This window comes from Hydrogenophaga sp. GW101-3F08 (genome assembly GCF_059424585.1).
In genome coordinates, this window is the sequence record NZ_JBWKZP010000001.1 from 788,587 (window position 1) to 808,935 (window position 20,349).

The following is a 20,349-nucleotide window of genomic DNA, read 5'->3' on the forward strand; positions in this document are numbered from 1 at the left end:
GCAGAGTGAACTTCATGCGACTCCCGATTTTAGTGGCACGAACAGCACGGCTTCCAGCACTGTGCGCACCACGCCGGTGGCTGTCTTGTCAATCACCACCAGATTCTGGCGACCCGACCCGGTGACGGCCGGCGCCACAAGGCGCCCGCCCACCGCCAGCTGATCGATCCAGGCGTCGGGGATGTCGTTCCCGCCTGCGGCGGCGATGATGGCCGCGTAAGGCGCTCCTTTGGCGTACCCGAGCATGCCGTCGCCAAACAAAAGGTGCAGATTGGACAGGCGCATGCCCCGAAGGTTCTCACGCGCCTTGTCGTGCAGGCCCCGCAGCCGCTCGATGCTGTACACCTCGCGCGCCAGATGGCTGAGCACGGCGGCCTGGTAACCACAACCGGTGCCGATTTCCAGCACCCGGCCCAGCTTTTCGCTGCGCCCCTGGCACAGCAGCTCGCTCATGCGAGCCACTACATTGGGTTTGGATATGGTTTGCCCCAGACCAATAGGCAAACTGGTGTCTTCATAGGCCTGATTGGCCAGCGCCGAGTCCACGAACCGGTGCCGCTCGACCGTGCGCATGGCGGCCAGTACCGCCGGGTGGCTCACCCCCTGGGCCTCGAGCTTGCGCACCATCGCCCACCGCACGGCCTGGGAGTCCATGCCGGTGCCGCTGGGCGCCTGTGGCGATGGGCCGGGCGAGCGGGAGGAGACCGCGGATCGGGCACTGGCCGCAGGGGATGTCGCCACGGTACGTGGCACTTTCGCTACCAGGGTCGCTGGCGACGACACCAGCCGCGCCGGAAAGCCGGGACGGGGCTTGGGCGTCGTCGGGCCGGCGGACGTGGCCGGGCCTGGCAGATGGCGTTTCATGCCGACGCTCCGGCCTGCGGGACCTCACCCGCCAGGACGGCCTGCTCGGCCGGCTGCGACAGGTGCACCGCCGTGGGCGCCCAGTACGGCAAACGGTCGTGGTCCGTCAGATCCACCTGCAGCGGCGTGATGGTGGCGTAGCCCTGGGCCGCGGCGTGGAAATCGGTGCCTTCGGTGTCGTCCTTGGCGGGGCCGGCCCCGCCGATCCAGTACATGGTGTCGCCACGCGGGTTGGTCTGTGAAATCACCTGTTCGGCCGCATGGCGCCGACCCAGCCGGGCCACCTTGAAACCCCGGATCTCGTTCGCGGGCCGGTTCGGGATGTTCACGTTGAGCAGCCAGGGCTCGCCGCGCTGGGCCGCTTCGCCCACCGACGGCAGCAGTTGGGCCACCAGCTGGGCGGCCTTCTGGGCGGCCGTGTCCAGGTGGGCCCAGCCCTTTTCGGTCTGCGAGAACGCGATCGCGGGTATGCCGAACAGGTAGCCTTCCATGGCCGCGCCGACCGTGCCCGAGTAGATGGTGTCGTCGCCCATGTTGGCGCCGTTGTTGATGCCCGAGACCACCAGGTCGGGCCGGTAGCCGAGCAGGCCGGTCAGGGCGATGTGCACGCAGTCGGCGGGCGTGCCGTTGATGTAGCGAAAACCGTTGGCCGCCGTGTGCACGTACAGCGGCGAATGCAGCGTCAGGGCGTTGGACTTGGCGCTGTTGTTGTGCTCGGGTGCCACCACCTCCACCTCGGCCAGCCCCTTGAGCGCTTCGTACAGCGCGACGATACCCGGTGCCTGGTAACCATCGTCGTTGGAGATGAGGATTTTCATTGAAGCAATTCTAGGGTGATTGCATGCCCATGACCGGCGGATACCCGGTGGTTTTCCGCGGTCCCCACAGCGACAGCAAAGCGGGCTTACCCGATGGGGCGCGGCCTGCGCGGTGCCTATCATCGTTCGATGACCATTGTCCAACGAGGAGAGACCATGCAAGCCTGGCTGTGCGAGAACCCTGTGGGCGTCGAAGCCCTCACTTGGAAAGAACTGCCCACCCCCGAGCCCAAGGCGGGTGAGGTGCTGATCGAGATCCAGGCCGCCAGCCTGAACTTCCCCGATCTGCTGATCGTGCAGAACAAGTACCAGATGAAGCCCGCCCTGCCCTTCGTGCCCGGCTCGGAATACGCGGGCGTGGTGCGCGCGGTGGGCGAAGGCGTGAAACACCTGCAGGTGGGCCAGAGCGTGGCCTGCCTGAGCGGCACGGGCGGCTTTGGCACCCACACCCTGGCCCCCGCTGTGCTGTGCATGCCGCTGCCGCCCGGGTTTCCGCCGGTGGACGCGGCGGCCTTCATCATGATCTACGCCACCTCGTGGCACGCGCTCATGGACCGCGCCGCGCTCAAGGCCGGCGAAACCGTGCTGGTGCTCGGCGCGGCCGGCGGCGTGGGCACGGCCGCGATCCAGATCGCCAAGGCCGCTGGCGCGCGCGTGATCGCCGCAGCGTCCAACGACGAGAAGTGCGAACTCTGCCGTCGGCTGGGTGCCGACGCCACCATCAACTACAGCGTGCACACGCCACAGGCGGGCCTGCGCGACGAGATCAAGCGCCTCACCGACGGCAAGGGGCCGGATGTGATCTACGACCCGGTGGGTGGTGACTTCGCCGAACCCGCGTTCCGCTCCATCGCCTGGCGCGGGCGCTACCTGGTGGTGGGCTTTGCCAGCGGCCCCATTCCCAGCCTGCCGCTGAACCTGACCCTGCTCAAGGGCGCGAGCATCGTGGGCGTGTTCTGGGGCGACTTCGCTCGCCGCGAACCGCAGGCCAATGCCCAGATGATGATGACCCTGGCCGGCATGTACGCCAAAGGCCAGGTCAAACCGGTGATCGACCAGACCCTGCCCATGAGCGAACTGCCCAGAGCCTATGCCATCATGGGTTCGCGCTCGGTGAAGGGAAAACTGGTGCTGGTGAACTGAACACCCCGCGCAGGACGCCGCAAGGCGTGTACAAACGGGCCATGAACCCACCAGCGCTCACCCAGAAAACCATTCGTGTCGGCCTGATCGGCTGGGGCGGCTCCAGCCAGGTGTTCCATGGCCCGTTGATCATGAGCACGCCCGGGCTCGATCTCGTGGCCGTGGTGAGCAACCGACCCGAGGCCGTTCATGCGGCGCTGGGCCCGGGCATGCCGGTCGAACCGGATGCTCGCGCGATGCTGGCCCGCGACGACATCGACCTCGTGGTCATCCCCACCCCCAACGACAGCCACCACCCCCTGGCCCTGGCCGCGTTGCAGGCCGGACGCGCGGTGGTCGTGGACAAGCCCTTCACCCTGAACGCGGCCCAGGCCGAGGAGCTGATCGCCGAGGCCAGGCAGCGGGGCCTGCTGCTGAGCGTGTTCCACAACCGGCGCTGGGACGGCGACATGCTGACCGCACAAGCGCTGGTCCAAAGTGGCCAACTGGGCCGCATGGTCCACGCCCAGATGCACTTTGACCGCTTCCGACCCCAGGTTCCGGCACGCTGGCGCGATGCGGACGGGCCGGGAGCGGGCCTGTGGATGGACCTGGGGCCTCACCTGCTCGATCAGGCCATGCAGCTGTTTGGGCGGCCGGTGGCGATCGCCGCCGACCTCGTGACCGCGCGCGACGGCGCCCTGGCCACCGACCTGTTCCATGCCCGCCTGCGCTGGGCCAGTGGCTTGCGCGCCGATCTGCATGGCAGTACGCTGTCCGCCCTGCCCGGCCCGCGTTTCGCGCTCCACGGCACCCGAGGCAGCTGGGTGAAGTGGGGCCTGGACCGCCAGGAAGACGCGCTCAAAGCCGGGCAGAAGCCCGACGCCGCGCACCCACAGGCGTGGGGACACGATCCGGCGGTGGGACGGCTGGCCGTGCTGGCGCCAGACGCGCTACCGGATGCCGCACCGATGGAACAGGACTGGCCCACGGCGCCGGGGCGCTATCCGGATTTTTACGCCGGAATCCGCGATGCCTTGCGCGGCCTGGCCCCCAACCCCGTGCCCGCGACCCAGGCGCTGGACGTGATGCGGCTGCTGGATCTGGGCACTCAAAGTGCGGCGGAGCGGCGCGAGTTGCCCGTGCCCGATGCGGCGCTCACGTAGCGCCGAATGGAGAAGCATGAAAAAGGCGCTACAGCCATTGCAGCTGTAGCGCCTTGAATTTTTTGGGGTGGCTGATGGGGCTCGAACCCACGACAACAGGAATCACAAGCTAGGGCAACTTTCAAGCGTTGGCGGTGCCTGCGACTGTTCTCGTGGGAATTTATGATGGGTTTCGGACGCAGCGTCTATGCGGTCTGCTGGATGTTCGTCCCCATGACTTCCAGCCACTCCAACACCCGCCGCGTCAGCTCAAAGCCCTGCCATGGTCGGGCTTTTTTTTCGGGCTGGATACACTGGCCCCATGAAGGTGATTGAGCTGTGGCAATACTCGCACTGGGACGAGGTGCGGCAGAAGCGCATCCGCACCAGATACGTGCTCACAGAGGAAGACGCCAAGGCCCAGCTTGTAGACCCTGAGCGTGTGCCGGGCACGCGCGAGATGCGGTCGGTGCCGGAGTCGCGCGACGAGTGGGATTTGTCCAGCGATTTCCTCAAGGGCTCCGAGCGGCCTTTCTTCGACCCGTCCGACGACATCGACAAGGGTGATGGGGAAGCTACCCCGTGACCCGCCGAGCGAGCATCAAGCCGGCCTGAGCGCGTTTGACGGCGTAAGTAGTGCCTCGATAGTCCGCCCCGGCTTTGCGCGCAGCCTCGGGAACGCTAAGGCCGTCGACGAGGTGTAAACGCACCGCGTCGTTCGTCGGTCCGGGCTTGAGGCTCAGCAGCTCGCACAGGGCCGCGAACTGATCGGGTGTCATGCTCGGCCTGGTGCGTGGCTGTACCGCTGCCCGGCTGCATCTTCGGCCTGCACTTCGCCGATCAGGTCTTCGTAAACCGGGTCGCGCTCGCCGCCTGCTGTACGGTGGCTTTGGTACCAGGAGGCGAGCAACGCGGCGAGGTTGTCTTCTGGGCCGTCCCGGAAAACAGCAATGTCCAGACCACTGGCGGAGCAGATGCGCTCGATTGGGCGCCAGTCGAATGACACCTGCCCGTCTGCATCGCGGGCCAGCTTGAGGTCGGAGAAATGCACGTCTGCCGGGATCACGGCGGCGGCGGGGGATGTGTCTGACATGGGGCGCTCCACGTTTTGAATGACCCAGTCGGACAGCTTCATGCCAGCCCGCTGGGATTGACGCACCCAGCGGGCTTTGGTACCGGCAGGGGCCTTGATGACGATGGTTTCGTCAGGCACGGTAGACGGTCCCGACCAGTGGCGCTGGCGCCTGGTCGCGGTTGGTGGTGTTGTAGGGGACGTGGGTCAAGCTCTGCGCCGAGCAAAACGCGGCGGCGTCTTCGGCCCGGGCGAAATGGGCCAGCACAACCCCGTCTGCAGCAAGGGCCAGATGGACGATGGTCACTGTGTATCTCCTTCGATGCCGGGTACCGCCCGGCCGGTGGTGCGGATCGCACCCCATAGCCCTCGGGTCAGAGGGCTATGGGGTGCGATCAGCGCTCGTTAAAAGCCTCGAATCTCCAGCTATCCACAAGCTTTCCCGTCACCGGGTCAATGGACTCTCCACCGTCAGCGAATTCACCATGCCCCATGTGGCTGTGCAGGCGGCCCGTGGCGTCGTAGTAGCAGACTTGCCCAAGGCGTGCGTCGTAGTCGCGCACTTCTTTTGATGTGATGGCCTTGGTGGCCAGATCGGTGGCGCGCTCTACATAGGCATCGCGCATGACCTTGGTTGCAAAGCCCAACACGCCCCAGGTATTGGCGAAACCGATGCTGGTTTCGGTGGCGTGGCTGTTGACTGCTGCGTAAAACATGATGTTGCTCCTATCAGGATTCCCGGTGCCGCCGGGGCGGTAGACAGTGCGCCTGTCCATGGGTTCTATTATGCACGTCATGACGTGCATATCAATACCGCTCGTCGGAAAAAGAAAAAGCCCGCCGACCCAGTGAAGGGTCGGCGGGCTGGAACGTGGGGCGCTGATTCACCACCCCACGGGAGACAACCGCGAGGGTGTTCAGTCGGCGGGGGTGAAGTCCAGGTAGTAGGACTTGCCCACCTCGAAGGCCTGCAGAGCGGGCTTGTCATTGGCGATGGTGATCTGCACCATGCCGGCCGGCGTTGCATCGCTGAACGCCTTGTTTTCCTCGGCGCGCGAGCCGTCTTTGTTGGAGTAGACGGCGTTCAGATAGACCGTGGTCTGGTCGCCGCTGGGGATCTTGGTGTTGCAGGTGAATTTGGCGCGAACTGTGCTCATGAAAACTCCTTTGATGGGGTGGTGGCTCTTTCTCAATCGCGGTGAGCCGCCGAAACCGGAAACTATTCGGCCGGTGGCGCAGTCAGCGTGACCGCGGCGTCGTACCGGGCGCGACATTCGGCGAGCTGGATGCGGAGTCCGTCGGCGCGCTCAGATTCCCCGACAAGAAATTCCGCGTCCTCTCGGTGAAGCTGGGCTCCGGTGCAACCCAATGGACTGTCGGCACCGCTGGGCACGTCACCACCACCGGCGGCGGGGCGCTGGGGGCGGTTGCGCAGCTGGCCACGCAGATCGGCAACAAGAGCAGCAAGGCGGCGTTTTTCATCGGTGGCTTTCTGGGTGGTGGTGGCGATGGTTTGAGCGTGGGTGCGCTCGCGCGCTCGGTGGCCGGCTTCGGCCAGGCGGGCGACTTCGGCGCGGGTGGTCTCGGCCAGGGCGGTGCTGGCCTGCAGCTGGGCCAGCTTGTTGCGGGCGCTGTCGCGCTGCAGGCTGGTGGCGCAGTTGGCGGCGAGAGCGCTGGCGACGATGGCGGCCCAGATCCAGCCGGGCACGATGCCGGCCAGGGCGGCGATGGCGCGGAGAAGTCCGGCGATCATGGCAGCACCGCCCACAGCAATGCGCTCAGGCACAGCAAGGCCAGGCACCCGCCACCGGCTGCGATGATCAGCGCTTTGACGAACAGCCTGGCGCCAGCGGCCACGAGGCCCCGGTCTTCCTCGGGCTCAACGGCCCAACGGGGCGTCATGCTGCACCTCCGTCCGTCAGCGCCGCCACAATGGCGCTGGCCACCGGCCACTTTCGCGCCTGGTAGGTAGCGAGCTCGTCGGGATTGCTGAGAAAAAACACCTCCACCACCAGCCCGCCCACGCGCACGAAGCCCAGCCGGCCGCGCGCACTCTGGCTCTGGTCGATCCAGCCACCGGCGCCGCGCACGGGGATGCCGAGCACGTGCGCAATTCGCCGCGCGATGGTGCGGGCCAGCTCGCGCTGTGCGGGCAGACTGATCACCTCCACGCCGGTGGCGGCGGGGTTGGTGGCGGCGTTAGTGTGCAGCTCGACGGCGGCGGCTGAGCCAGGCACCAAGGTCATGGCGTAGGGCAGCGGCAGGTTCTGGCGCCAGCCGCCGTCTGTACGCACGGTGTGGCCCGCGGCGCGCAGCTTGCCGGCCACGATGTCGCGCAGCTCGGTCATGAGCGCGTTTTCGGTTTCGCCAGTCTTGGCCACGGCGCCGGGATCTGCTGCGCCGTGGCCGGCGGTGACGGTGTATGTGTAAGTTTTGATCATGGTGCTGGTCATCCTTCTTTGACACGGGTTCGGATCACAAGGGTGGCGAAGCCGGTCAACACCAGCACTTCGGCGAGGGTTGGGCGCTCCAGCCTGGCAAGCGTTCCGCCAGCGTCAGGCGGCACACCCAGGGCGAGCAACACGGGCGCAGCCAGCGAACCGGCGGCACCCAGGCAAAGCAACATCCAGGCGACGGCCTTGAGCGCGTCCACGCAGCACTGCCGTGCGGAGCGACCGGGCAGCAGGATGTCCGTCCGCTCCAGTTTGTTGAGCGCTTCGGCGACGACGACGAGGCCGGCCAGCGCGTGCAGGATCTGCAGGGCGGCGCTCATGCGGTGGGCCCTCCCGATGCGCCGCGCGGTGGCGGCTTGATGCGGTCGATAACCCCGCGCAAGATGGACTGCGCGCCCGCGCCCACAGCGAAGGCGACGCCAAGCAGCAACGCGTCGGGCAGGTTGGCCATGAGCAGTGCCAGCGGCGTGGTGTAGCCCGCCGTCAAACTGCTCGCCAGGGCGACGGCAATACGGCGGGAGGTGGCACGCACGAGGTGCTGCCAGGTGTCGCCCTCGCTGGGCACGCTGTGCAGCAGCACGATGGCGACCAGCGCGCCCGCGAACCCGGCCACGAGCACATCAGGCCTAAGGCCTAGATTGATGCCCCAAGCGGTCAACATCGCGACAGCGGGCGGCGCCGCGGCAAGCGTGGCAGCGGCTGGACTGATGGGCTCTGGCATGCGCTGGGTCCTTGTTTTTTTTGAGGGGGTCAGATTTCGATGGCAACGACGGAATACGACTGCGTGACGGCCTCAATAAGGCCGCCTCGCACGAACACGAAGTTGCCCACGGTGGCAGTGCCGCGGGCGCGCAGGATGCCGCCTCCGGGCAACTCAATGGTGGCGACGCCGTTTTCGATGACGATGACCTCACCCACATGCCGGCGCTCCTGGGGCAGCACGGCGATGAGGTCGGCAAAGGCGTTTGACATGGCGGGTCCTTTGGGCTGGTCAGATGTGGGTTTCGAGATTGATGCGCTGGCGCAGCGTGGGCCGGCGCCATTCGATCGCGCAGCTGCGCACGAGCCCAAGGCGGGTGGTGGGGCCGTCGACATAGCGCACCAGCTTGCCGGGCAAAATGAGCCCGGTTTCCTGCAGCACCGGCAGGCTGAGCGTGACGAGCGCCTGCAGACCGGTGTCTCCAAGCACCGTAGTGCCTCGCTGCCTGGACGCATCAACGTGGACCGCGAGCTGGTCGACAACCATGGGCGCTTCGATGAGGCCGGCGGTGCCGCCTCGGGTCACGTCCCAGATCGTGCTGCGGCCCTCGCCTGAGATGAATACCCGGTTGTAGGCCGGGCGCTTGTGCCAACGGATGTTTTCCAGCGTGACCGGGGCGGCGGGCAGCTCCACGTCTGGCGTGAGGTCGCCCCAGTCCCACGGCGCGGCCGGGTAGCCGGGCAACACGCGCAGAGTGCGCGCGGTGGGGTGCGGCTGCACATACCCGCCCGCCGCGGCTGCGATGGCGCTGACGGCGCTGATGTGCGTGCCCATGTGGCTCCACACGCCGCCGGGCACCAGCCAGTCGGTCAGCCCCCACTCAATGTCCCAGCCAATGCCGACACCGTTGACTGTCAACGCCTCGTTGGCCAGCTGCTGCGCGGTGCGGTCCGCCGCCGCGCTGAAGTATTGCTGCACCACATCGTCGCCATCCAGCTCGCACGCCAGCCCGCGCCCGGCCGCACCCACTCGCGTCCGCGGGAACTTGCGCTGCCGCTCGGGTTCTTCGGCATACAACCGGTAGGGCACACCGTTGATGGTCATTTCCATTTCCACCGGCTCGCCAACTTCCGGAGCCAACAAAGCCAGCGCCGATTTTTCAAGCCCGGCGGACCACGACCAGGTCCATGACTTGTGATCAAGGGAGAGGTCTGCGCTGGAGGCGTTGACTTCAATGTCGCCGGCCACACGGCGCAGGCGGATGCTGTTGAGGGTCATGTAGGTGCTCCGGATGGGGATGACGATGAGTGCCGGAGGGATTTCGGGCACCCCACACACCCGCCCAAAAACCAAATTGATAGCCCCCCCCGCATACGCCGGGCAGGCGAACACGAGGTTGAGGTCCGGCACGTGGGGAGTGATGCCGCCGCCCGGCGGTGGTGGAGGCCAGATCTCTTTGCCTGGCGGCGGTTTGCGCGCTTGCTCCAGCGGCTGGTCAAAGCTGCGGCCGGCGGCGCGGGCTTGCTGGTGCAGCTGCAGGGCCAGGGCCTGCAGGCGGTCGGCGATCTGGTGCACCTGGGCGCCGCCGGTGTGGGTGAGCCGGGCGATCTGGTGGGGCTGGCTGGCCAGGGCCTGCAGGTGGTCGGCGATCTGGTGCACCTGGGCGGCCTGGGTGCGCACGCGCAGCGTGACCTGGTGCACCTGGGCGCGGGCCGTGCCGATGCGGGCGGCCTGCTCGTGCACCTGGTCGGTGTGGGCGCGCACCTGGTTGGTCTGGCCCATGGGCTGGGCGGGCGCGATCTCGCGCGCCTGGGCCTGCTGCATGGGCTGGTCGTGGCCGCCCGGGCGGCGCAGGGCCTGCTGGGTGGGCATGTCGAGCGCGCTCAGGGCCGCGCGCGCGATCTGGTGCCGCTGGGTGCTGCGGGTGCTGACGCGGCGGGGATTCCGGTTCTGGTAGTCCACCAGGCCGGAGCCGAACACGACAGAGCCGAACACCGTGGTGCCGTGCGCCGTGACCGGGTTGGGCTCTGACGGCGCATCTTCGGCGCCGAACACCAGGTCAATGGGCCCGCCGGCGTAGCGCGCGCGGCTGAAGACCAGGTTCAGATCGGCCATGGTCAGGGCGCCGTGATGGTGTGGGTGGCGGTGACTTCGCCGCCGGTGTACATCTGCGCGCTTGGCGGATCCAGGCCGTCCGTGACGATCATCTCGGCGCCACTGCCCGGCGGGCCTGCGGGGCAGTCGTACACGGCAACACCATCGCCGTCCACATACCTGGCCCAGGTGGGCTGGCCGGCCCGGGCGGCGTGGCCGACGGCCGGCACCAGGGTCATCTGGGCGTCTGTGGCGTGCATCTCAAACGACACGGTGGCCAGGGTGATGATGGCAACCGGGGACGCGCCCGGGGCGGTCTCGGGGTTGGGCGCCATAGAGCCGTCCAGCAGCCACAGCGCACCGCCGCCACCGCCATCGATGTCGGCGCGCAGGGCCAGCAGCCAGTTGCGGCGGGTGCGTAGGGCGAGGCTCATGGCGCGGGTGGTGTGGGCACGACGATGTCGGTCACGATGTCACCGTTTTTCAGGCCCAACGGATCAACGGTGGTGGCGTAGTAGGTGCCGGCGGCGATGTGTTGAAACTGATACTCGCCCGTCTCGGCATCGCTCCACAACTCGCGCACAGGCCTGTCGCTTGCCTGAACGTGCAGGACCACCCTGGCGCGCTGGAAAGGGCCGGTGGCGCTGTCTCGGCGGGTGGCGCCGATGGACGTGCTGTACGGGCCAGAGACGCCGGTCTCGTGGACGCTGCTGCGCGCGATCGGCGATGCAACGGCCGCCATCAGTACCACCCCACGCTGAGCTTGATGGCCATCTGCCCGTTCGTACCGCTGGCGCCGACCGACACCGCCAGGAATTTATCGGCGCCCGCATCAACAACCTGCAGGTTCGTGAACGGGGCGTTGGCAAAAACGTAGGCCAGACCTGGCCATTGGCCCCGGATGCACGGGCCTTGGCTCAGGACGTGAAGCAACGGGTGGATGACCGGGTTGGGGTAGTTAACCGAGCTCTGGAAAAGACTGTAGCCAGAGATGTTGGTGCCGCCAGATGGATTCACCACCGACTGGTACTGAGACCCCACCTCGCCAGGGAGCACGCCGCTTGCGGCATAAATGGCATTCCCAGACCCCGGGCTGCCCACCTGGGATGTGCCTGTGGCAAGGCTCCAGGCCGGCGTGGTCGTGTACCCGGTGCTCGTCTGGCCAGACAGCAGCGTGAACCCGGCATCGCCCACGTAGTACGGCACACCATCACCAAAAAAATAGACAACGAAACTGTCGTTCGAGCCAAGCTGGGTGCCGAAGAAAAACGCCCGGCTGTCACCGGCGATGAACCACTTTTTTGCCGTCGCCGAGTTGGCACCTTTCTGCCAGTAAGCCCCGCCAGAGATCTGCGCCGCGCTGGGGAAATCGCCTGTCGTCGTGTCGACGTCAGACGCTGACACGACGCCCCGCACTCGCACGATGGACGCCACCGCCCCATCGTCCAGCACACGCAGCATCTGGGCCAGGGCGTCCACCGCCGATCGCGCGAAGATGGCCTTGTTGGTGCCGGTGTAAGGCTCCGTCCAACCCAGGGGGGCGCGCTTGGCGCTGATGGTGCCGGTGTAGGTGCCATCGGCAACGCCGGCGGCGTCGAAGGTGAAGGTGTTCGTGGCCACGCTCAGCGGCTGGTGGCGGCCGTTGAGCAGGGCCTCGGGGGCACCTTCGATCAAGATCAGCTTGCCGTAGGTTGCGGTGTAGCCATGGCTGGCGGCGGTGGCAGTGGCAACGCCGCTGGCGACATCGATGCTGGTGACGGTCTTGGCGCCGAAGCCGTTGACCAGGCAGGCGCGCATCACCTCCAGCGCGCTGCTGACCACGTTGTTGAGCGTGGGCGCGCCGGTCTCGCTGCTGTCGAAGTAGCTGGGTTGTGAGACGGGGAGTGTCATGGGTCTGTCGCTCAGGCGGGGTTGTCAACATCGGAGCGGAAGGCCACGATGGCGCGGTCGTTGCTAACCGTGGCCGGGCCTTGCAGGATGGCCATCGCTTCCCAGAATGGGGTGGTGCACGCGGCGGTGTTGAAGCGCAGCACGTTGCCAACCGACCAGCCGTCGCCATGGGCCAGGGGGTCGATGGACCAGTAAGGGGCGCCCGGCGCTTCGGTGTTCGGGTTCATCGGCTCGATCGGCGCCGTGGTGCTGACGTTCGTCAACACCTGGCCGACGTGTTCACCGACCACGTTGACCGTGGTTGCACCGGTGCGGATCAGTGCCCAGCGTTCTTCGATCGCGCCGCGGTTCGTGACCACGGGCGGGAAGTCCACATGGTTGAACTGGGCCGTGGGCGCATCGCCGATCAGACTGTCGGACCAATCGCCCGTCCACGTGGTCTGCTCAAAAAAGTTGTGCGCCCGCGCGAATAGGTCGCCTTTCCTCAGCTTGCTGCTGACGAAGGATGTGTCGGCCGGAAAGTCGTGGGTGAGGCCGCTGACGGTGGAGAAATCGAGCCGTCCGCTAATGTCGGCGATGGCGATCTCCAACTCGTCTTCGATGCGGTGAAACACGGTGAGCGGCTGATCGATGCCCGTCAAGTCGGACTCGACGGGGAACACGATGGTGCCCGCATCGAATTCCACCTGGTACAGCGCGCCCGGCACCTTGACGCCGGCCGGCGTGCGCACGTCCACAGCGGCGATGCGCTCGCGTCCGAGGCTGTACACCGTGCCTTTGACCAGTGGGTTGGGTAGCGCCGTGGGCAGCGTGTTGTGCACCAGGCCATGGCCGCCCGGGTGGTACACGGGTACCCTGCCGTCGATGGGCAGGCGCTTGGTGCTGATCCCAAGCAGCGCCTCATCCTTCGGAACGTACTGCTGGAACACGGCGCTGTAGGTGATTTCGTCGGCGCGCACCGCGGTGCCGGCTTCGGCACCAGCGCCCAGGCCCGCCACAGACCATGCCACGATGCCGCGCAGCGCGTCCACTTGGCCCGTGAAATCGCCCGTCAACACGCCAGCGTCGTCGGCCGAGGACGTGAGGTCGGCCGCTTGCTGGAAAAAGTTGCCGGTCTTGATGGGCGCGCTCTCCAGCCGGTACACGCCGCCGAACACATCGAGCGCGCCACGCGCATCGTGTGCGGCGTTGCGCCAAGTGATGGCGTTGGCACCGCCTGCGGGCACGCTGGTGAAATTGATGCGACCGTCGGTGGACGCGCTGCCGGCCGATGTGGCGGCGCCGGTGGTCGGGTTCCAGCCACGGAACAGCGCGCCGTCGCGCGTGAAATGCGCCTGCCCCGCCCAGTCGAAGGCGATGCCGTTGGTGACCAGGGCCAGGCCCTCGGGCGGCACGGTGTCGATGTACCAGGTGGGCTCCACGCTGATGGCGACCGCGGCGCCGCCGCTGGCGGGCTGGTAGCCGATTTCGAGCACGCCATCGAGATCGAGGGCGTAGTCGACCGAGCTGCTCTCGGTCTTGTAGTAGTAGCGAGGTTGGAGTGTGTAGGCCATGTGTGCTTTACCCCATGCTCACCGTCGGCAGCGTCGCCAGGTGCTTGGTTTTGGTGTGGCGCGTGACCGTGATGGCGCTCGCCCCGTTGAGCAGCATCACGCCGGTGCCGTTGTTGATCTGGCCAATGAGCGTGGTGCCCGTGTACACGTCGGTGCCCACGCTGCGGCAGGGGTACACCTTGGCCGTGCTTCCCACCGTGCCGACCACGTTGAAACGCACCGAGCCTGCCAGCGGCGGTGTGCTGAGCGTGTATTGCCCGCCGCCGTCGTTCGTGAATCCGGCTTCTTCGGCCGCCGCTGTGTAGCTGATGTCCACCGGGCCGGTGGGCAGTGTGTCGGGCGAGAACGGCAGCAGGTAGCCGCCACCGTCGACGCGCTCCACCGCGCCCACCTGGGCCGGGCCGGTGACGGTGCCATTGGCCGCCACGGTGGCGGTCTGCACGCCGGTGCCGCCCGCGCCGGTGGGCCAGCTGATCGAGAGCGTGCCGGGCTGCGGCTGCGTGGCCAGCGCGATCTTGGTCCAGGCGCGCGACGGCAGGCCGGTGGCCTGGCGGGCGCTGTCGGCCTCGCCCCACGTGAAGATGATCAGACTGCCCACGTCGGGCAAAGCGCCCAGGGTCAGCAACAACGATCCGGTGACGAAGGTGAGGCTACCGCCGCCGTAGTTGCTGGCGGCGCCGGAGAGCTTGCCGGTACCGTCTTCGACCAGGTCGTACCAGCGCCCTTGCGCCATGTAGCTGACGGTGAGCGTGCCCGGAGCGGGCGGCGGGTCCAGCGGCTGCACCCAGCCCAGGCCCTGGTTGGCCGTGGTGATCTCGATGGCGGCGCTGTGCGCCGTGGCGCCGGTCACGGTAGCCGGTTTGTAGGCCAGGGTGTTGCTGGCGCTTCCGTAGGCGGGCGCGGTGCCGGCCATGGTGAGCGTGCGCAGCTTGGCGTCGACCGTGCCCACCACGGTGGTGCCCTGCAGCAAGTCGCCCGCGGCGTTGGTGGTGAAGGCCGTGGCGCCGTGCGTCATGGTCAGCGTGCCGGGCTCCACCGCGGTGGGCAGCTGCAAGACGGTGCCGGGCGAGAGCGTGAGCGTGACGGCGGGCAGCGTGAGCACGCCCGAGGCGGTGCGCGAGAGCGTGGGCCGCGTGACGAGCGGGTACAGGTCGGTGATTGGGTTGTCCACCGTGCTGGCCGGGATGAGTGGCGAGTAGATGCCGCCCGCCACCGTGACCGACTTGTCCCCCACCGACGCGGGCAGCGCCAGGGGTTTGATGGTGTGGAATTTGACGCCCTGGCTCTGTGCCGTGCTGTGGACCACGGCATAGCTGGTGCCGCTGGGCGTGGATTCCTGGATCGGCGCGCCCAGCACGTCAAACGGCAGGACGGTGCTGAGCGTGCAGTTGCAAAAATTGACTGGGATGACATCGCCACCAACCGGCACATCCATGGTGCTGGTGGTGGTCTTCAGGATCTGCAGGTATTCCTCAGTCCCGTTCGGGTTGCGCACCACGATCGTGTCGCCACCCACGGGGAAGCCGGTGGCGGGGGCGATGTTGTAGAGCTGCAGCAGGTTGGCGCCGGTGAACTGCGTGTCCTGGATGCGGCACGTGAGCTTCGGCCCTTTGACGAGATAGGCCTCGATCGCGGCCTTGGCCTCGGTGCGCGTGTCAAACCATCCAGCGGTCTCGAACAGCAGCAGGTTGACCAGCGGGTCGGCGTAGTTTTCGAGCACGACCACGGACGCGCCGAGCAGCAAGTCGGTGTTGTCGGTGCGCGCGGCGCCGAACAGCTTGCGCAGGCGGAAGCGGCCAGATACGTGATCGTCCGTGCTCGGGTCGGGGAACACGTTGTTGCTCGCGCCGTCCACCACCTCCACCCCGGTGGCCGCGCCGCCGCCTTCCGGCACGTCGGCGTTGACGGACGAGTAGAACAGCCCGATGTCGTCGGATGCGATGGTCATGGGTTACTCGGCGGGGGTGGTGGTTTCGGTGGACGTGGCGGCCGGCTGGCGGCCTGCGGCCACGCCGTTGAGCGTGGCTGTGCTGCCTGCGCTGTAGGCGCCGTTGCTGAAGCCGTAACCGTCTTGCTGGGTGCCGCGCAGGGTGTCGAAGAGGTAGCGCTGTTGACCGTTCGACGTGTCGATGCGGTAGCGTTCCTGGTCAAGCCCTTTGCTGAACATCTTGAAGCCCAGCACGCGGTCGGTGACCTGCAGGCCGCGGTTCCACAGGCTGGTGCGCTCGGCCAGCTCGGCGCGACGCAGATCGACTTCGGCGGCGTGCTGCTGCTGTTGCTGCGCGATCTGCACGAACGATGGGCGCTGCGCGGCCGGTGCGGCCTGGGAGCTGCCACCACCACCATTGATCATTCCAGCGACGATGCCTTTGGCGAAGTCGTTGCCGGACTCCGCTCCGAACTTGATGAGGGCCATGGTGCGCAGGTTCTCCAGCTCCATGGCGGCTTTGTCGAGCTCGTACTGCATCTCCACCAGGGTCTTGGTGGGCGCGGGCGCCACGGCCACCGGCTGCTCGGCGGCGGGCTTGGCGGGGTTGGTCTGGCAGGCGCTCAGGCCGAAGGCGGCCAGGGCCGCGAGCGCGATGGTGATGAGGGTTCGTTTCATTTCGTGGGCTCCTGCAGGGTGGTGGAGAACTGGGTGATTTCTCGGTCGAGATCGGTGGTGCCCCAGGTGGCGGGCTGCTGGTGGTCCGGCTGGGTGGGTGCTGCGGCTGGTGCGCGGGCGCTGCGCCCGGCTGGGCTGGTGGCCACCGAGCGGCTGGGCGCTGCGGCCTGCAGCGGCTGGGCGCTTTTCAGGTCGGCGATGCGGCCCCGAAGATCCACCACGTCGGCCTCCAGCGCGGCCACGCGGTCCAGCAGCTCGGTGGCTGGCTGCGCGGCCACAGCGGGCGTGGCAGGCTGGGTGGCGCGGGTCTTGAATGGATCGTTGATGATGGAAACGAGGCCGATCACCAGCACCAGCAGGCCCACGGGCAGGCCAATCAACCACGGCGATCTGCCCACGCGGTCGGTGAGCCCGGCCCAGGCGGCGGGCACCGAAGCCCATACGCTGGACAGCGCGGCGCGGGCGCTGGAGATCCACCCGCGCACCTTGCCCAGCAGCCTGGAGATCAGTCCGACCGCCACCAGCCACGCACGCGCCCCACCCGCCGCGGGCGCTTCGATATGCGTGGCCGGCGCGATGGCGGCTTTGACCGCGGCCACCGATGCGGCGAACCACGCGCGAACGCGGGCGATCCAGCCGGTCTGGCTTGGCGGTGCGGGCGGCATGGGCACAGGGCCCGCTGGTGCTTCGGTGGTCATGGTGGTGGCCTGGTGGTTGTCTGCGCCTCACCCGACCGTTTCGAGCGGGATGGTGACGACGTAGGGGTTGGGCTCGGTGGACAGCTCTGGGCGGCCGATGGGCTTGGCGCTGAATTTCTTGCCGGGCGCGAAGATGACGCTGTAGACGCGGCCGTCGGCCAGGGTGAGGGTGTAGACCTCGGGTTCGTCGTCCACATCGAGGGCGCTGGCCATGGTGTGCAGGGTGACCAGGGTGGCGCGGGTGAGCCAGCCGGCGCTGTCGCTACCCTGTAGGGTGATGGGGCGCCCGCCGATGTTTTCGGCGGCGTCGATGATGTTGGCGCCGGTGATGCCGCGTTCGGATGCGGTCTCCAGCACGTTCCAGTCGAATTCATCGACCCACACGAGACCGCGCGGGATCTGGACGGCACCGAGGGTGTGGTAATCGCTCATGGGGCGGCCCTGCGTTTGTCGCGCGCGAGGCGGGCCATGAAGGCGTCCATGTTGCTGGCGCTTTCGCGGTCGTCTTCGTCGATCTTGATGGGGTATGGGTCGTCGTTGATGCGCAGGTCGTAGACGACACGGCGGCCCACGGCGGTGGCGCCAGTACCAGACCCACCGCCAAGCGTGGTGATGGCCTGCTCGAACCCGGTGCGCACCGCCGCCCACTTCCTGTCATCCGCAAGGCCTTCGAGACTGGCAAGACCGATGGGCAGGCTGTCGAAAACAGCCTGGTTGGTCTTGAGCGTGTCGACCAGCGCGCGCAGGGCGGGGATGTCTTCTTTGGTGAGCGTGCCTTGCTGGAGCTTGGCCATCATTTCGAAGCGCAGGCTTTCGTCTGACGCGGCCTGTCCGGCCAGCTTTTGGCCGCGCTCGTATTCAGCCTGGGTTTGGCCGCTCGCGTTGCGCGGGTCCTGGCCCGGACGGGCGTACGGGCTGCCCCGACCCGGGTTGTCTTTGTCCGCAGAGCCATCGCCCGGCCTGCTGTAGCGCTTGGCGGTTTCAGCGAGCTGGCGGTTGGCCTCGTCGATCTGACCCTGGCTGACGGTCCCCTGGCCGAAGGCCCGGGCGGTGGCAGCGGCAATGTCTTCGGCGGTCCTGATGATCTGCTGGCCGGCCCCCCCGAAGTCCGACGCGGCACCCTTGGCTGCGCTGCCAATACCGCCAACGGCGCTGGCGGCTTTGTTCGCCGCGCTGACGACGGCTCTGCCGGTTTCATCCGCTTCCACCCTGAACCCACTCATGCCCGCCTGAGCATTCACCCACGCCGGAGCAACGCCGTCACCGGCGGCGATGGCCGCATCAGCGGCGGTCTTCCACGCCTTGGCGAGATCATCCGCAGTGGCCTCGTTGCTGGACTTGATGAGATCAAGATCAGCTTTTGCGGTGTCCGCGATTTGCTTCAGAGCGCTCCTGCTCTGAATGCCCATGCGCTCAAACGCCGCGGCGATGGCATCGGCCTTTTCTTGGGCGGCCTTCGCCGCATCGCCAGCGGCAGACGGCATGCCGCGCAGTGCCTTGTTGATCTGCTCGATTTTTTGCGCAGCGCCCTGCAGGTCGCCGCTGGCAACGAGAGAGCGGTATTCGGACTTCAGCTGATTGATGGCTTTGGCGGCGGCTTCGTCGGCCTCTTTCTTTTCCGTCGTGACCTTGCGGGCAGCGGCAGCTTCACGGCCCACTTTCTCGATCTGCTCGGCCATGGAGGCCATGGCCTTGCTGGAGGCGTCGGCCGCCTTGGTGGACTTTCCAACTTCGGTGGTGAGGCCGGCCCAGCCTTTGCGCGCAATGACGGCGCCATCGGCAACAGCGCCCATGGCGGTGGTGGCCTTGTCGCGCATGGCGTCGGCCACGGCACCGAAGGCGCCCGCGCTTTCGCGCGCATCTTCGGCCGCCTCTTTGAAGCCGGCGGACAGGCCGCCAAACGTCACCCTGGACAAGCCTTCGCGCAGCAGCGCGATGCCGCTCATGACCTTGCTGGCGACCTCGGCGAACACGGTGCCGATGCCGTAGATGGCAGCGAGCACCGCATTCGTCCCGCTGGACATCACTCCGTAGGCGGTCTTGACGATGTTGCCGGCGTTGCTGGCGTACTGGCCGATTTCGTCGAACACCTCTTTGGTGCGATCGGCGAAGCCACGCATGTCGGCGGCCACCTGCGTGAAATCGACTGTGGCCAGGAACTGGCGCACCCACTCGATGCCGGACTTGAAGGACGCGGCGATGGCTTCGCCGAACTTGCCGATGGTGCCGTCGGCGACGGCGCCGCGCAGGGCGGTGGTGAGCCGTACCACGCCCTCCCTGAGCACCGGCAAGACGGGTGTGGTGAGCCCGTTCTTGACGGTCTCCCAAACGCTACCCAAGCCACGCATGGACCCAAGCAGGTTGTTTTCCATGGTGGCGGCCGTTGCGGCGGCGCTGCCGCCTGCGCCATCCAGGGCGGCCTTGAGTTCGTCGAACGCGCCGACGCCCTGGTTGAGCAGCGAGCGCAGGGCTGGGCCAGCTTCGTTGCCAACGGCCAAAATGGCCTTTCCAGCACCAGGGCCAGCAGCGGCCATCTGGTGCAGTGCTTGCTCGAAATCCCCCGTGACGATACCCATGGCCGCCAGCTCTTGGCGGAACTTGCTCGCCGGGTTCAGGAACTGCGACAAGATCGCATTGAGCGCGGTGCCGCCGCGGCTGGCGTCGATGCCACCATCGGCAAACTTGCCCAGCAACGCCACCGTGGTTTCGAGCGACAGGTTGAGGGACTTCGCGGTGGGCGCCGCGTAGCTCAGGCCCTGGGCCAGGCCGAGCACACTGGTGTTCGATGCGTTGGCGCCTTTGGCGAGCACGTCGGCGATGAGGCCAGATTTCTCAGCCTCAAGCCCAAAACCCGCCAGCGCCTTGGTGGTGATCTCGGCGGACTCGGCAAGCTCAATATCACCAGCCTGCGCCAGCGCCAGCACGCCAGGAAGTGCCGCGATGGACTGGTTTACATCCAGGCCAGCCCGGGCCAGGTTGCCCAGCGCCTCGGCGCTTTGTGTGGCGGTGAACTTGGTACTGGCGCCGGCCTCTTCCGCAGCCTGGCGCATGCGCTGCATTTCGTCAGCCGTGGCACCGCTGACGGCCTGCACCTCGGAGAGTTTGGCCTCCAGTTCGGCAGCGCCTTGCACCGCCCCGAAAAACGACTTGATCCCGAAGTAGCCGAGGATGGCAACGCCGGCGGCGGCCACCTTGTTTTGCAGCTTGTCGAACACCCCGGACGCATTGTCCTTGGCGTTGATCAGGATCTGAATGGGCTTGATGGCCACGGGCGGTCTCGGTTTGGTTTTTTGCTCTGGGTGCGACGGATGCGGCCTGGCTGTCTCAGGCGGGCG

General features: G+C 67.2%; 25 protein-coding genes. 3 read left to right on the forward strand and 22 right to left on the reverse strand.

The window, feature by feature from the left end; translation table 11 throughout:
- Positions 1 to 12 precede the first annotated feature (12 nt).
- A complete protein-coding gene (locus tag AC07YZ_RS03930; RefSeq protein ID WP_494793764.1) occupies positions 13 to 864 on the reverse strand; it encodes a protein-L-isoaspartate(D-aspartate) O-methyltransferase in 852 nt (283 codons plus the stop codon).
- Positions 861 to 1,682: a 5'/3'-nucleotidase SurE gene (gene surE, locus AC07YZ_RS03935; RefSeq protein ID WP_226492636.1), complete on the reverse strand. Its 822-nt coding sequence runs from the start codon at positions 1,680 to 1,682 to the stop codon at positions 861 to 863. The genes AC07YZ_RS03930 and surE overlap by 4 nt, the downstream gene beginning before the upstream one ends.
- A 156-nt stretch (positions 1,683 to 1,838) precedes the next feature.
- Here surE and AC07YZ_RS03940 point away from each other — a divergent pair, with 156 nt between their 5' ends.
- The 3 genes from AC07YZ_RS03940 (at position 1,839) to AC07YZ_RS03950 (ending at position 4,535) form a co-directional block, all read left to right on the forward strand.
- Positions 1,839 to 2,825, forward strand: coding sequence for an NADPH:quinone oxidoreductase family protein (locus AC07YZ_RS03940; protein ID WP_494793765.1), 987 nt, complete (start codon positions 1,839 to 1,841; stop codon positions 2,823 to 2,825).
- Positions 2,826 to 2,866: 41 nt separating this feature from the next.
- Positions 2,867 to 3,970, forward strand: coding sequence for an oxidoreductase (locus tag AC07YZ_RS03945; RefSeq protein ID WP_494793766.1), 1,104 nt, complete (start codon positions 2,867 to 2,869; stop codon positions 3,968 to 3,970).
- Between the two features lie 301 nt (positions 3,971 to 4,271).
- Positions 4,272 to 4,535, forward strand: a complete 264-nt coding sequence (locus AC07YZ_RS03950) for a hypothetical protein (RefSeq protein ID WP_494793767.1) — start codon at positions 4,272 to 4,274, stop codon at positions 4,533 to 4,535.
- 189 nt (positions 4,536 to 4,724) lie between these two features.
- On the opposite strand, the gene AC07YZ_RS03955 is transcribed toward AC07YZ_RS03950, so the two are convergent.
- From AC07YZ_RS03955 to AC07YZ_RS04050, 20 genes are all read right to left on the reverse strand, one after another.
- Positions 4,725 to 5,162 carry a hypothetical protein gene (locus tag AC07YZ_RS03955; protein ID WP_494793768.1) on the reverse strand — a complete coding sequence of 146 codons (438 nt, stop codon included), beginning with the start codon at positions 5,160 to 5,162 and terminating at the stop codon, positions 4,725 to 4,727.
- Positions 5,155 to 5,328 (reverse strand): hypothetical protein, encoded by a 174-nt coding sequence (locus AC07YZ_RS03960; RefSeq protein WP_494793769.1) that lies wholly within the window; start codon positions 5,326 to 5,328, stop codon positions 5,155 to 5,157. Before AC07YZ_RS03960 ends, AC07YZ_RS03955 begins: the two co-directional genes overlap by 8 nt.
- Before the next feature lie 88 nt (positions 5,329 to 5,416).
- Positions 5,417 to 5,737: a hypothetical protein gene (locus AC07YZ_RS03965; protein ID WP_494793770.1), complete on the reverse strand. Its 321-nt coding sequence runs from the start codon at positions 5,735 to 5,737 to the stop codon at positions 5,417 to 5,419.
- Between the two features lie 201 nt (positions 5,738 to 5,938).
- Complete coding sequence (locus tag AC07YZ_RS03970; RefSeq protein WP_494793771.1) at positions 5,939 to 6,178, reverse strand: hypothetical protein; 240 nt, start codon at positions 6,176 to 6,178, stop codon at positions 5,939 to 5,941.
- A 62-nt stretch (positions 6,179 to 6,240) separates the two neighbouring features.
- Complete coding sequence (locus AC07YZ_RS03975) at positions 6,241 to 6,774, reverse strand: hypothetical protein (protein WP_494793772.1); 534 nt, start codon at positions 6,772 to 6,774, stop codon at positions 6,241 to 6,243.
- Entirely contained in the window at positions 6,771 to 6,923 is a 153-nt protein-coding gene (locus AC07YZ_RS03980) for a hypothetical protein (protein ID WP_494793773.1), read from the reverse strand. The genes AC07YZ_RS03975 and AC07YZ_RS03980 overlap by 4 nt, the downstream gene beginning before the upstream one ends.
- The gene (locus AC07YZ_RS03985; RefSeq protein ID WP_494793774.1) at positions 6,920 to 7,462 is read right to left on the reverse strand and encodes an N-acetylmuramoyl-L-alanine amidase; all 543 of its coding nucleotides are present in this window, start codon (positions 7,460 to 7,462) and stop codon (positions 6,920 to 6,922) included. Before AC07YZ_RS03985 ends, AC07YZ_RS03980 begins: the two co-directional genes overlap by 4 nt.
- An 8-nt stretch (positions 7,463 to 7,470) precedes the next feature.
- Positions 7,471 to 7,794, reverse strand: a complete 324-nt coding sequence (locus AC07YZ_RS03990; protein WP_494793775.1) for a hypothetical protein — start codon at positions 7,792 to 7,794, stop codon at positions 7,471 to 7,473.
- Positions 7,791 to 8,135, reverse strand: a complete 345-nt coding sequence (locus AC07YZ_RS03995) for a hypothetical protein (protein WP_494793776.1) — start codon at positions 8,133 to 8,135, stop codon at positions 7,791 to 7,793. Before AC07YZ_RS03995 ends, AC07YZ_RS03990 begins: the two co-directional genes overlap by 4 nt.
- Positions 8,136 to 8,224: 89 nt before the next feature.
- Positions 8,225 to 8,446: a hypothetical protein gene (locus tag AC07YZ_RS04000; RefSeq protein ID WP_494793777.1), complete on the reverse strand. Its 222-nt coding sequence runs from the start codon at positions 8,444 to 8,446 to the stop codon at positions 8,225 to 8,227.
- A 19-nt stretch (positions 8,447 to 8,465) separates the two neighbouring features.
- Positions 8,466 to 10,289 (reverse strand): hypothetical protein, encoded by a 1,824-nt coding sequence (locus AC07YZ_RS04005; RefSeq protein WP_494793778.1) that lies wholly within the window; start codon positions 10,287 to 10,289, stop codon positions 8,466 to 8,468.
- A 2-nt stretch (positions 10,290 to 10,291) separates the two neighbouring features.
- Entirely contained in the window at positions 10,292 to 10,702 is a 411-nt protein-coding gene (locus AC07YZ_RS04010; RefSeq protein ID WP_494793779.1) for a hypothetical protein, read from the reverse strand.
- Positions 10,699 to 11,010 carry a hypothetical protein gene (locus AC07YZ_RS04015; protein WP_494793780.1) on the reverse strand — a complete coding sequence of 104 codons (312 nt, stop codon included), beginning with the start codon at positions 11,008 to 11,010 and terminating at the stop codon, positions 10,699 to 10,701. The genes AC07YZ_RS04010 and AC07YZ_RS04015 overlap by 4 nt, the downstream gene beginning before the upstream one ends.
- Positions 11,010 to 12,158: a hypothetical protein gene (locus AC07YZ_RS04020; protein WP_494793781.1), complete on the reverse strand. Its 1,149-nt coding sequence runs from the start codon at positions 12,156 to 12,158 to the stop codon at positions 11,010 to 11,012. Before AC07YZ_RS04020 ends, AC07YZ_RS04015 begins: the two co-directional genes overlap by 1 nt.
- Positions 12,159 to 12,169: 11 nt before the next feature.
- The gene (locus AC07YZ_RS04025) at positions 12,170 to 13,711 is read right to left on the reverse strand and encodes a hypothetical protein (protein WP_494793782.1); all 1,542 of its coding nucleotides are present in this window, start codon (positions 13,709 to 13,711) and stop codon (positions 12,170 to 12,172) included.
- A gap of 7 nt (positions 13,712 to 13,718) precedes the next feature.
- Positions 13,719 to 15,659 (reverse strand): hypothetical protein, encoded by a 1,941-nt coding sequence (locus tag AC07YZ_RS04030; protein WP_494793783.1) that lies wholly within the window; start codon positions 15,657 to 15,659, stop codon positions 13,719 to 13,721.
- 3 nt (positions 15,660 to 15,662) lie between these two features.
- Positions 15,663 to 16,316, reverse strand: a complete 654-nt coding sequence (locus AC07YZ_RS04035; protein WP_494793784.1) for a hypothetical protein — start codon at positions 16,314 to 16,316, stop codon at positions 15,663 to 15,665.
- Entirely contained in the window at positions 16,313 to 17,014 is a 702-nt protein-coding gene (locus AC07YZ_RS04040) for a hypothetical protein (RefSeq protein ID WP_494793785.1), read from the reverse strand. Before AC07YZ_RS04040 ends, AC07YZ_RS04035 begins: the two co-directional genes overlap by 4 nt.
- Positions 17,015 to 17,041: 27 nt before the next feature.
- Positions 17,042 to 17,446, reverse strand: a complete 405-nt coding sequence (locus tag AC07YZ_RS04045; protein WP_494793786.1) for a hypothetical protein — start codon at positions 17,444 to 17,446, stop codon at positions 17,042 to 17,044.
- Positions 17,443 to 20,283, reverse strand: a complete 2,841-nt coding sequence (locus AC07YZ_RS04050) for a phage tail tape measure protein (protein WP_494793787.1) — start codon at positions 20,281 to 20,283, stop codon at positions 17,443 to 17,445. Before AC07YZ_RS04050 ends, AC07YZ_RS04045 begins: the two co-directional genes overlap by 4 nt.
- Positions 20,284 to 20,349 lie beyond the last annotated feature (66 nt).

Excerpts from the sequence above, each read along its gene's own strand:
- AC07YZ_RS03970 (WP_494793771.1), bottom strand. The coding sequence starts at position 6,178 with ATGAGCACAGTTCGCGCCAAATTCACCTGCAACACCAAGATCCCCAGC.
- AC07YZ_RS03930 (WP_494793764.1), bottom strand. The coding sequence starts at position 864 with ATGAAACGCCATCTGCCAGGCCCGGCCACGTCCGCCGGCCCGACGACG.
- AC07YZ_RS04040 (WP_494793785.1), bottom strand. The coding sequence starts at position 17,014 with ATGACCACCGAAGCACCAGCGGGCCCTGTGCCCATGCCGCCCGCACCG.
- AC07YZ_RS04035 (WP_494793784.1), bottom strand. The coding sequence starts at position 16,316 with ATGAAACGAACCCTCATCACCATCGCGCTCGCGGCCCTGGCCGCCTTC.
- AC07YZ_RS04015 (WP_494793780.1), bottom strand. The coding sequence starts at position 11,010 with ATGGCGGCCGTTGCATCGCCGATCGCGCGCAGCAGCGTCCACGAGACC.
- AC07YZ_RS04020 (WP_494793781.1), bottom strand. The coding sequence starts at position 12,158 with ATGACACTCCCCGTCTCACAACCCAGCTACTTCGACAGCAGCGAGACC.
- AC07YZ_RS03940 (WP_494793765.1), top strand. The coding sequence starts at position 1,839 with ATGCAAGCCTGGCTGTGCGAGAACCCTGTGGGCGTCGAAGCCCTCACT.
- AC07YZ_RS03990 (WP_494793775.1), bottom strand. The coding sequence starts at position 7,794 with ATGAGCGCCGCCCTGCAGATCCTGCACGCGCTGGCCGGCCTCGTCGTC.
- surE (WP_226492636.1), bottom strand. The coding sequence starts at position 1,682 with ATGAAAATCCTCATCTCCAACGACGATGGTTACCAGGCACCGGGTATC.
- AC07YZ_RS03965 (WP_494793770.1), bottom strand. The coding sequence starts at position 5,737 with ATGTTTTACGCAGCAGTCAACAGCCACGCCACCGAAACCAGCATCGGT.
- AC07YZ_RS04005 (WP_494793778.1), bottom strand. The coding sequence starts at position 10,289 with ATGGCCGATCTGAACCTGGTCTTCAGCCGCGCGCGCTACGCCGGCGGG.
- AC07YZ_RS03945 (WP_494793766.1), top strand. The coding sequence starts at position 2,867 with ATGAACCCACCAGCGCTCACCCAGAAAACCATTCGTGTCGGCCTGATC.
- AC07YZ_RS04000 (WP_494793777.1), bottom strand. The coding sequence starts at position 8,446 with ATGTCAAACGCCTTTGCCGACCTCATCGCCGTGCTGCCCCAGGAGCGC.
- AC07YZ_RS03985 (WP_494793774.1), bottom strand. The coding sequence starts at position 7,462 with ATGATCAAAACTTACACATACACCGTCACCGCCGGCCACGGCGCAGCA.
- AC07YZ_RS04030 (WP_494793783.1), bottom strand. The coding sequence starts at position 15,659 with ATGACCATCGCATCCGACGACATCGGGCTGTTCTACTCGTCCGTCAAC.
- AC07YZ_RS03980 (WP_494793773.1), bottom strand. The coding sequence starts at position 6,923 with ATGACGCCCCGTTGGGCCGTTGAGCCCGAGGAAGACCGGGGCCTCGTG.
- AC07YZ_RS03995 (WP_494793776.1), bottom strand. The coding sequence starts at position 8,135 with ATGTTGACCGCTTGGGGCATCAATCTAGGCCTTAGGCCTGATGTGCTC.
- AC07YZ_RS04045 (WP_494793786.1), bottom strand. The coding sequence starts at position 17,446 with ATGAGCGATTACCACACCCTCGGTGCCGTCCAGATCCCGCGCGGTCTC.
- AC07YZ_RS03975 (WP_494793772.1), bottom strand. The coding sequence starts at position 6,774 with ATGATCGCCGGACTTCTCCGCGCCATCGCCGCCCTGGCCGGCATCGTG.
- AC07YZ_RS04010 (WP_494793779.1), bottom strand. The coding sequence starts at position 10,702 with ATGAGCCTCGCCCTACGCACCCGCCGCAACTGGCTGCTGGCCCTGCGC.
- AC07YZ_RS03950 (WP_494793767.1), top strand. The coding sequence starts at position 4,272 with ATGAAGGTGATTGAGCTGTGGCAATACTCGCACTGGGACGAGGTGCGG.
- AC07YZ_RS04025 (WP_494793782.1), bottom strand. The coding sequence starts at position 13,711 with ATGGCCTACACACTCCAACCTCGCTACTACTACAAGACCGAGAGCAGC.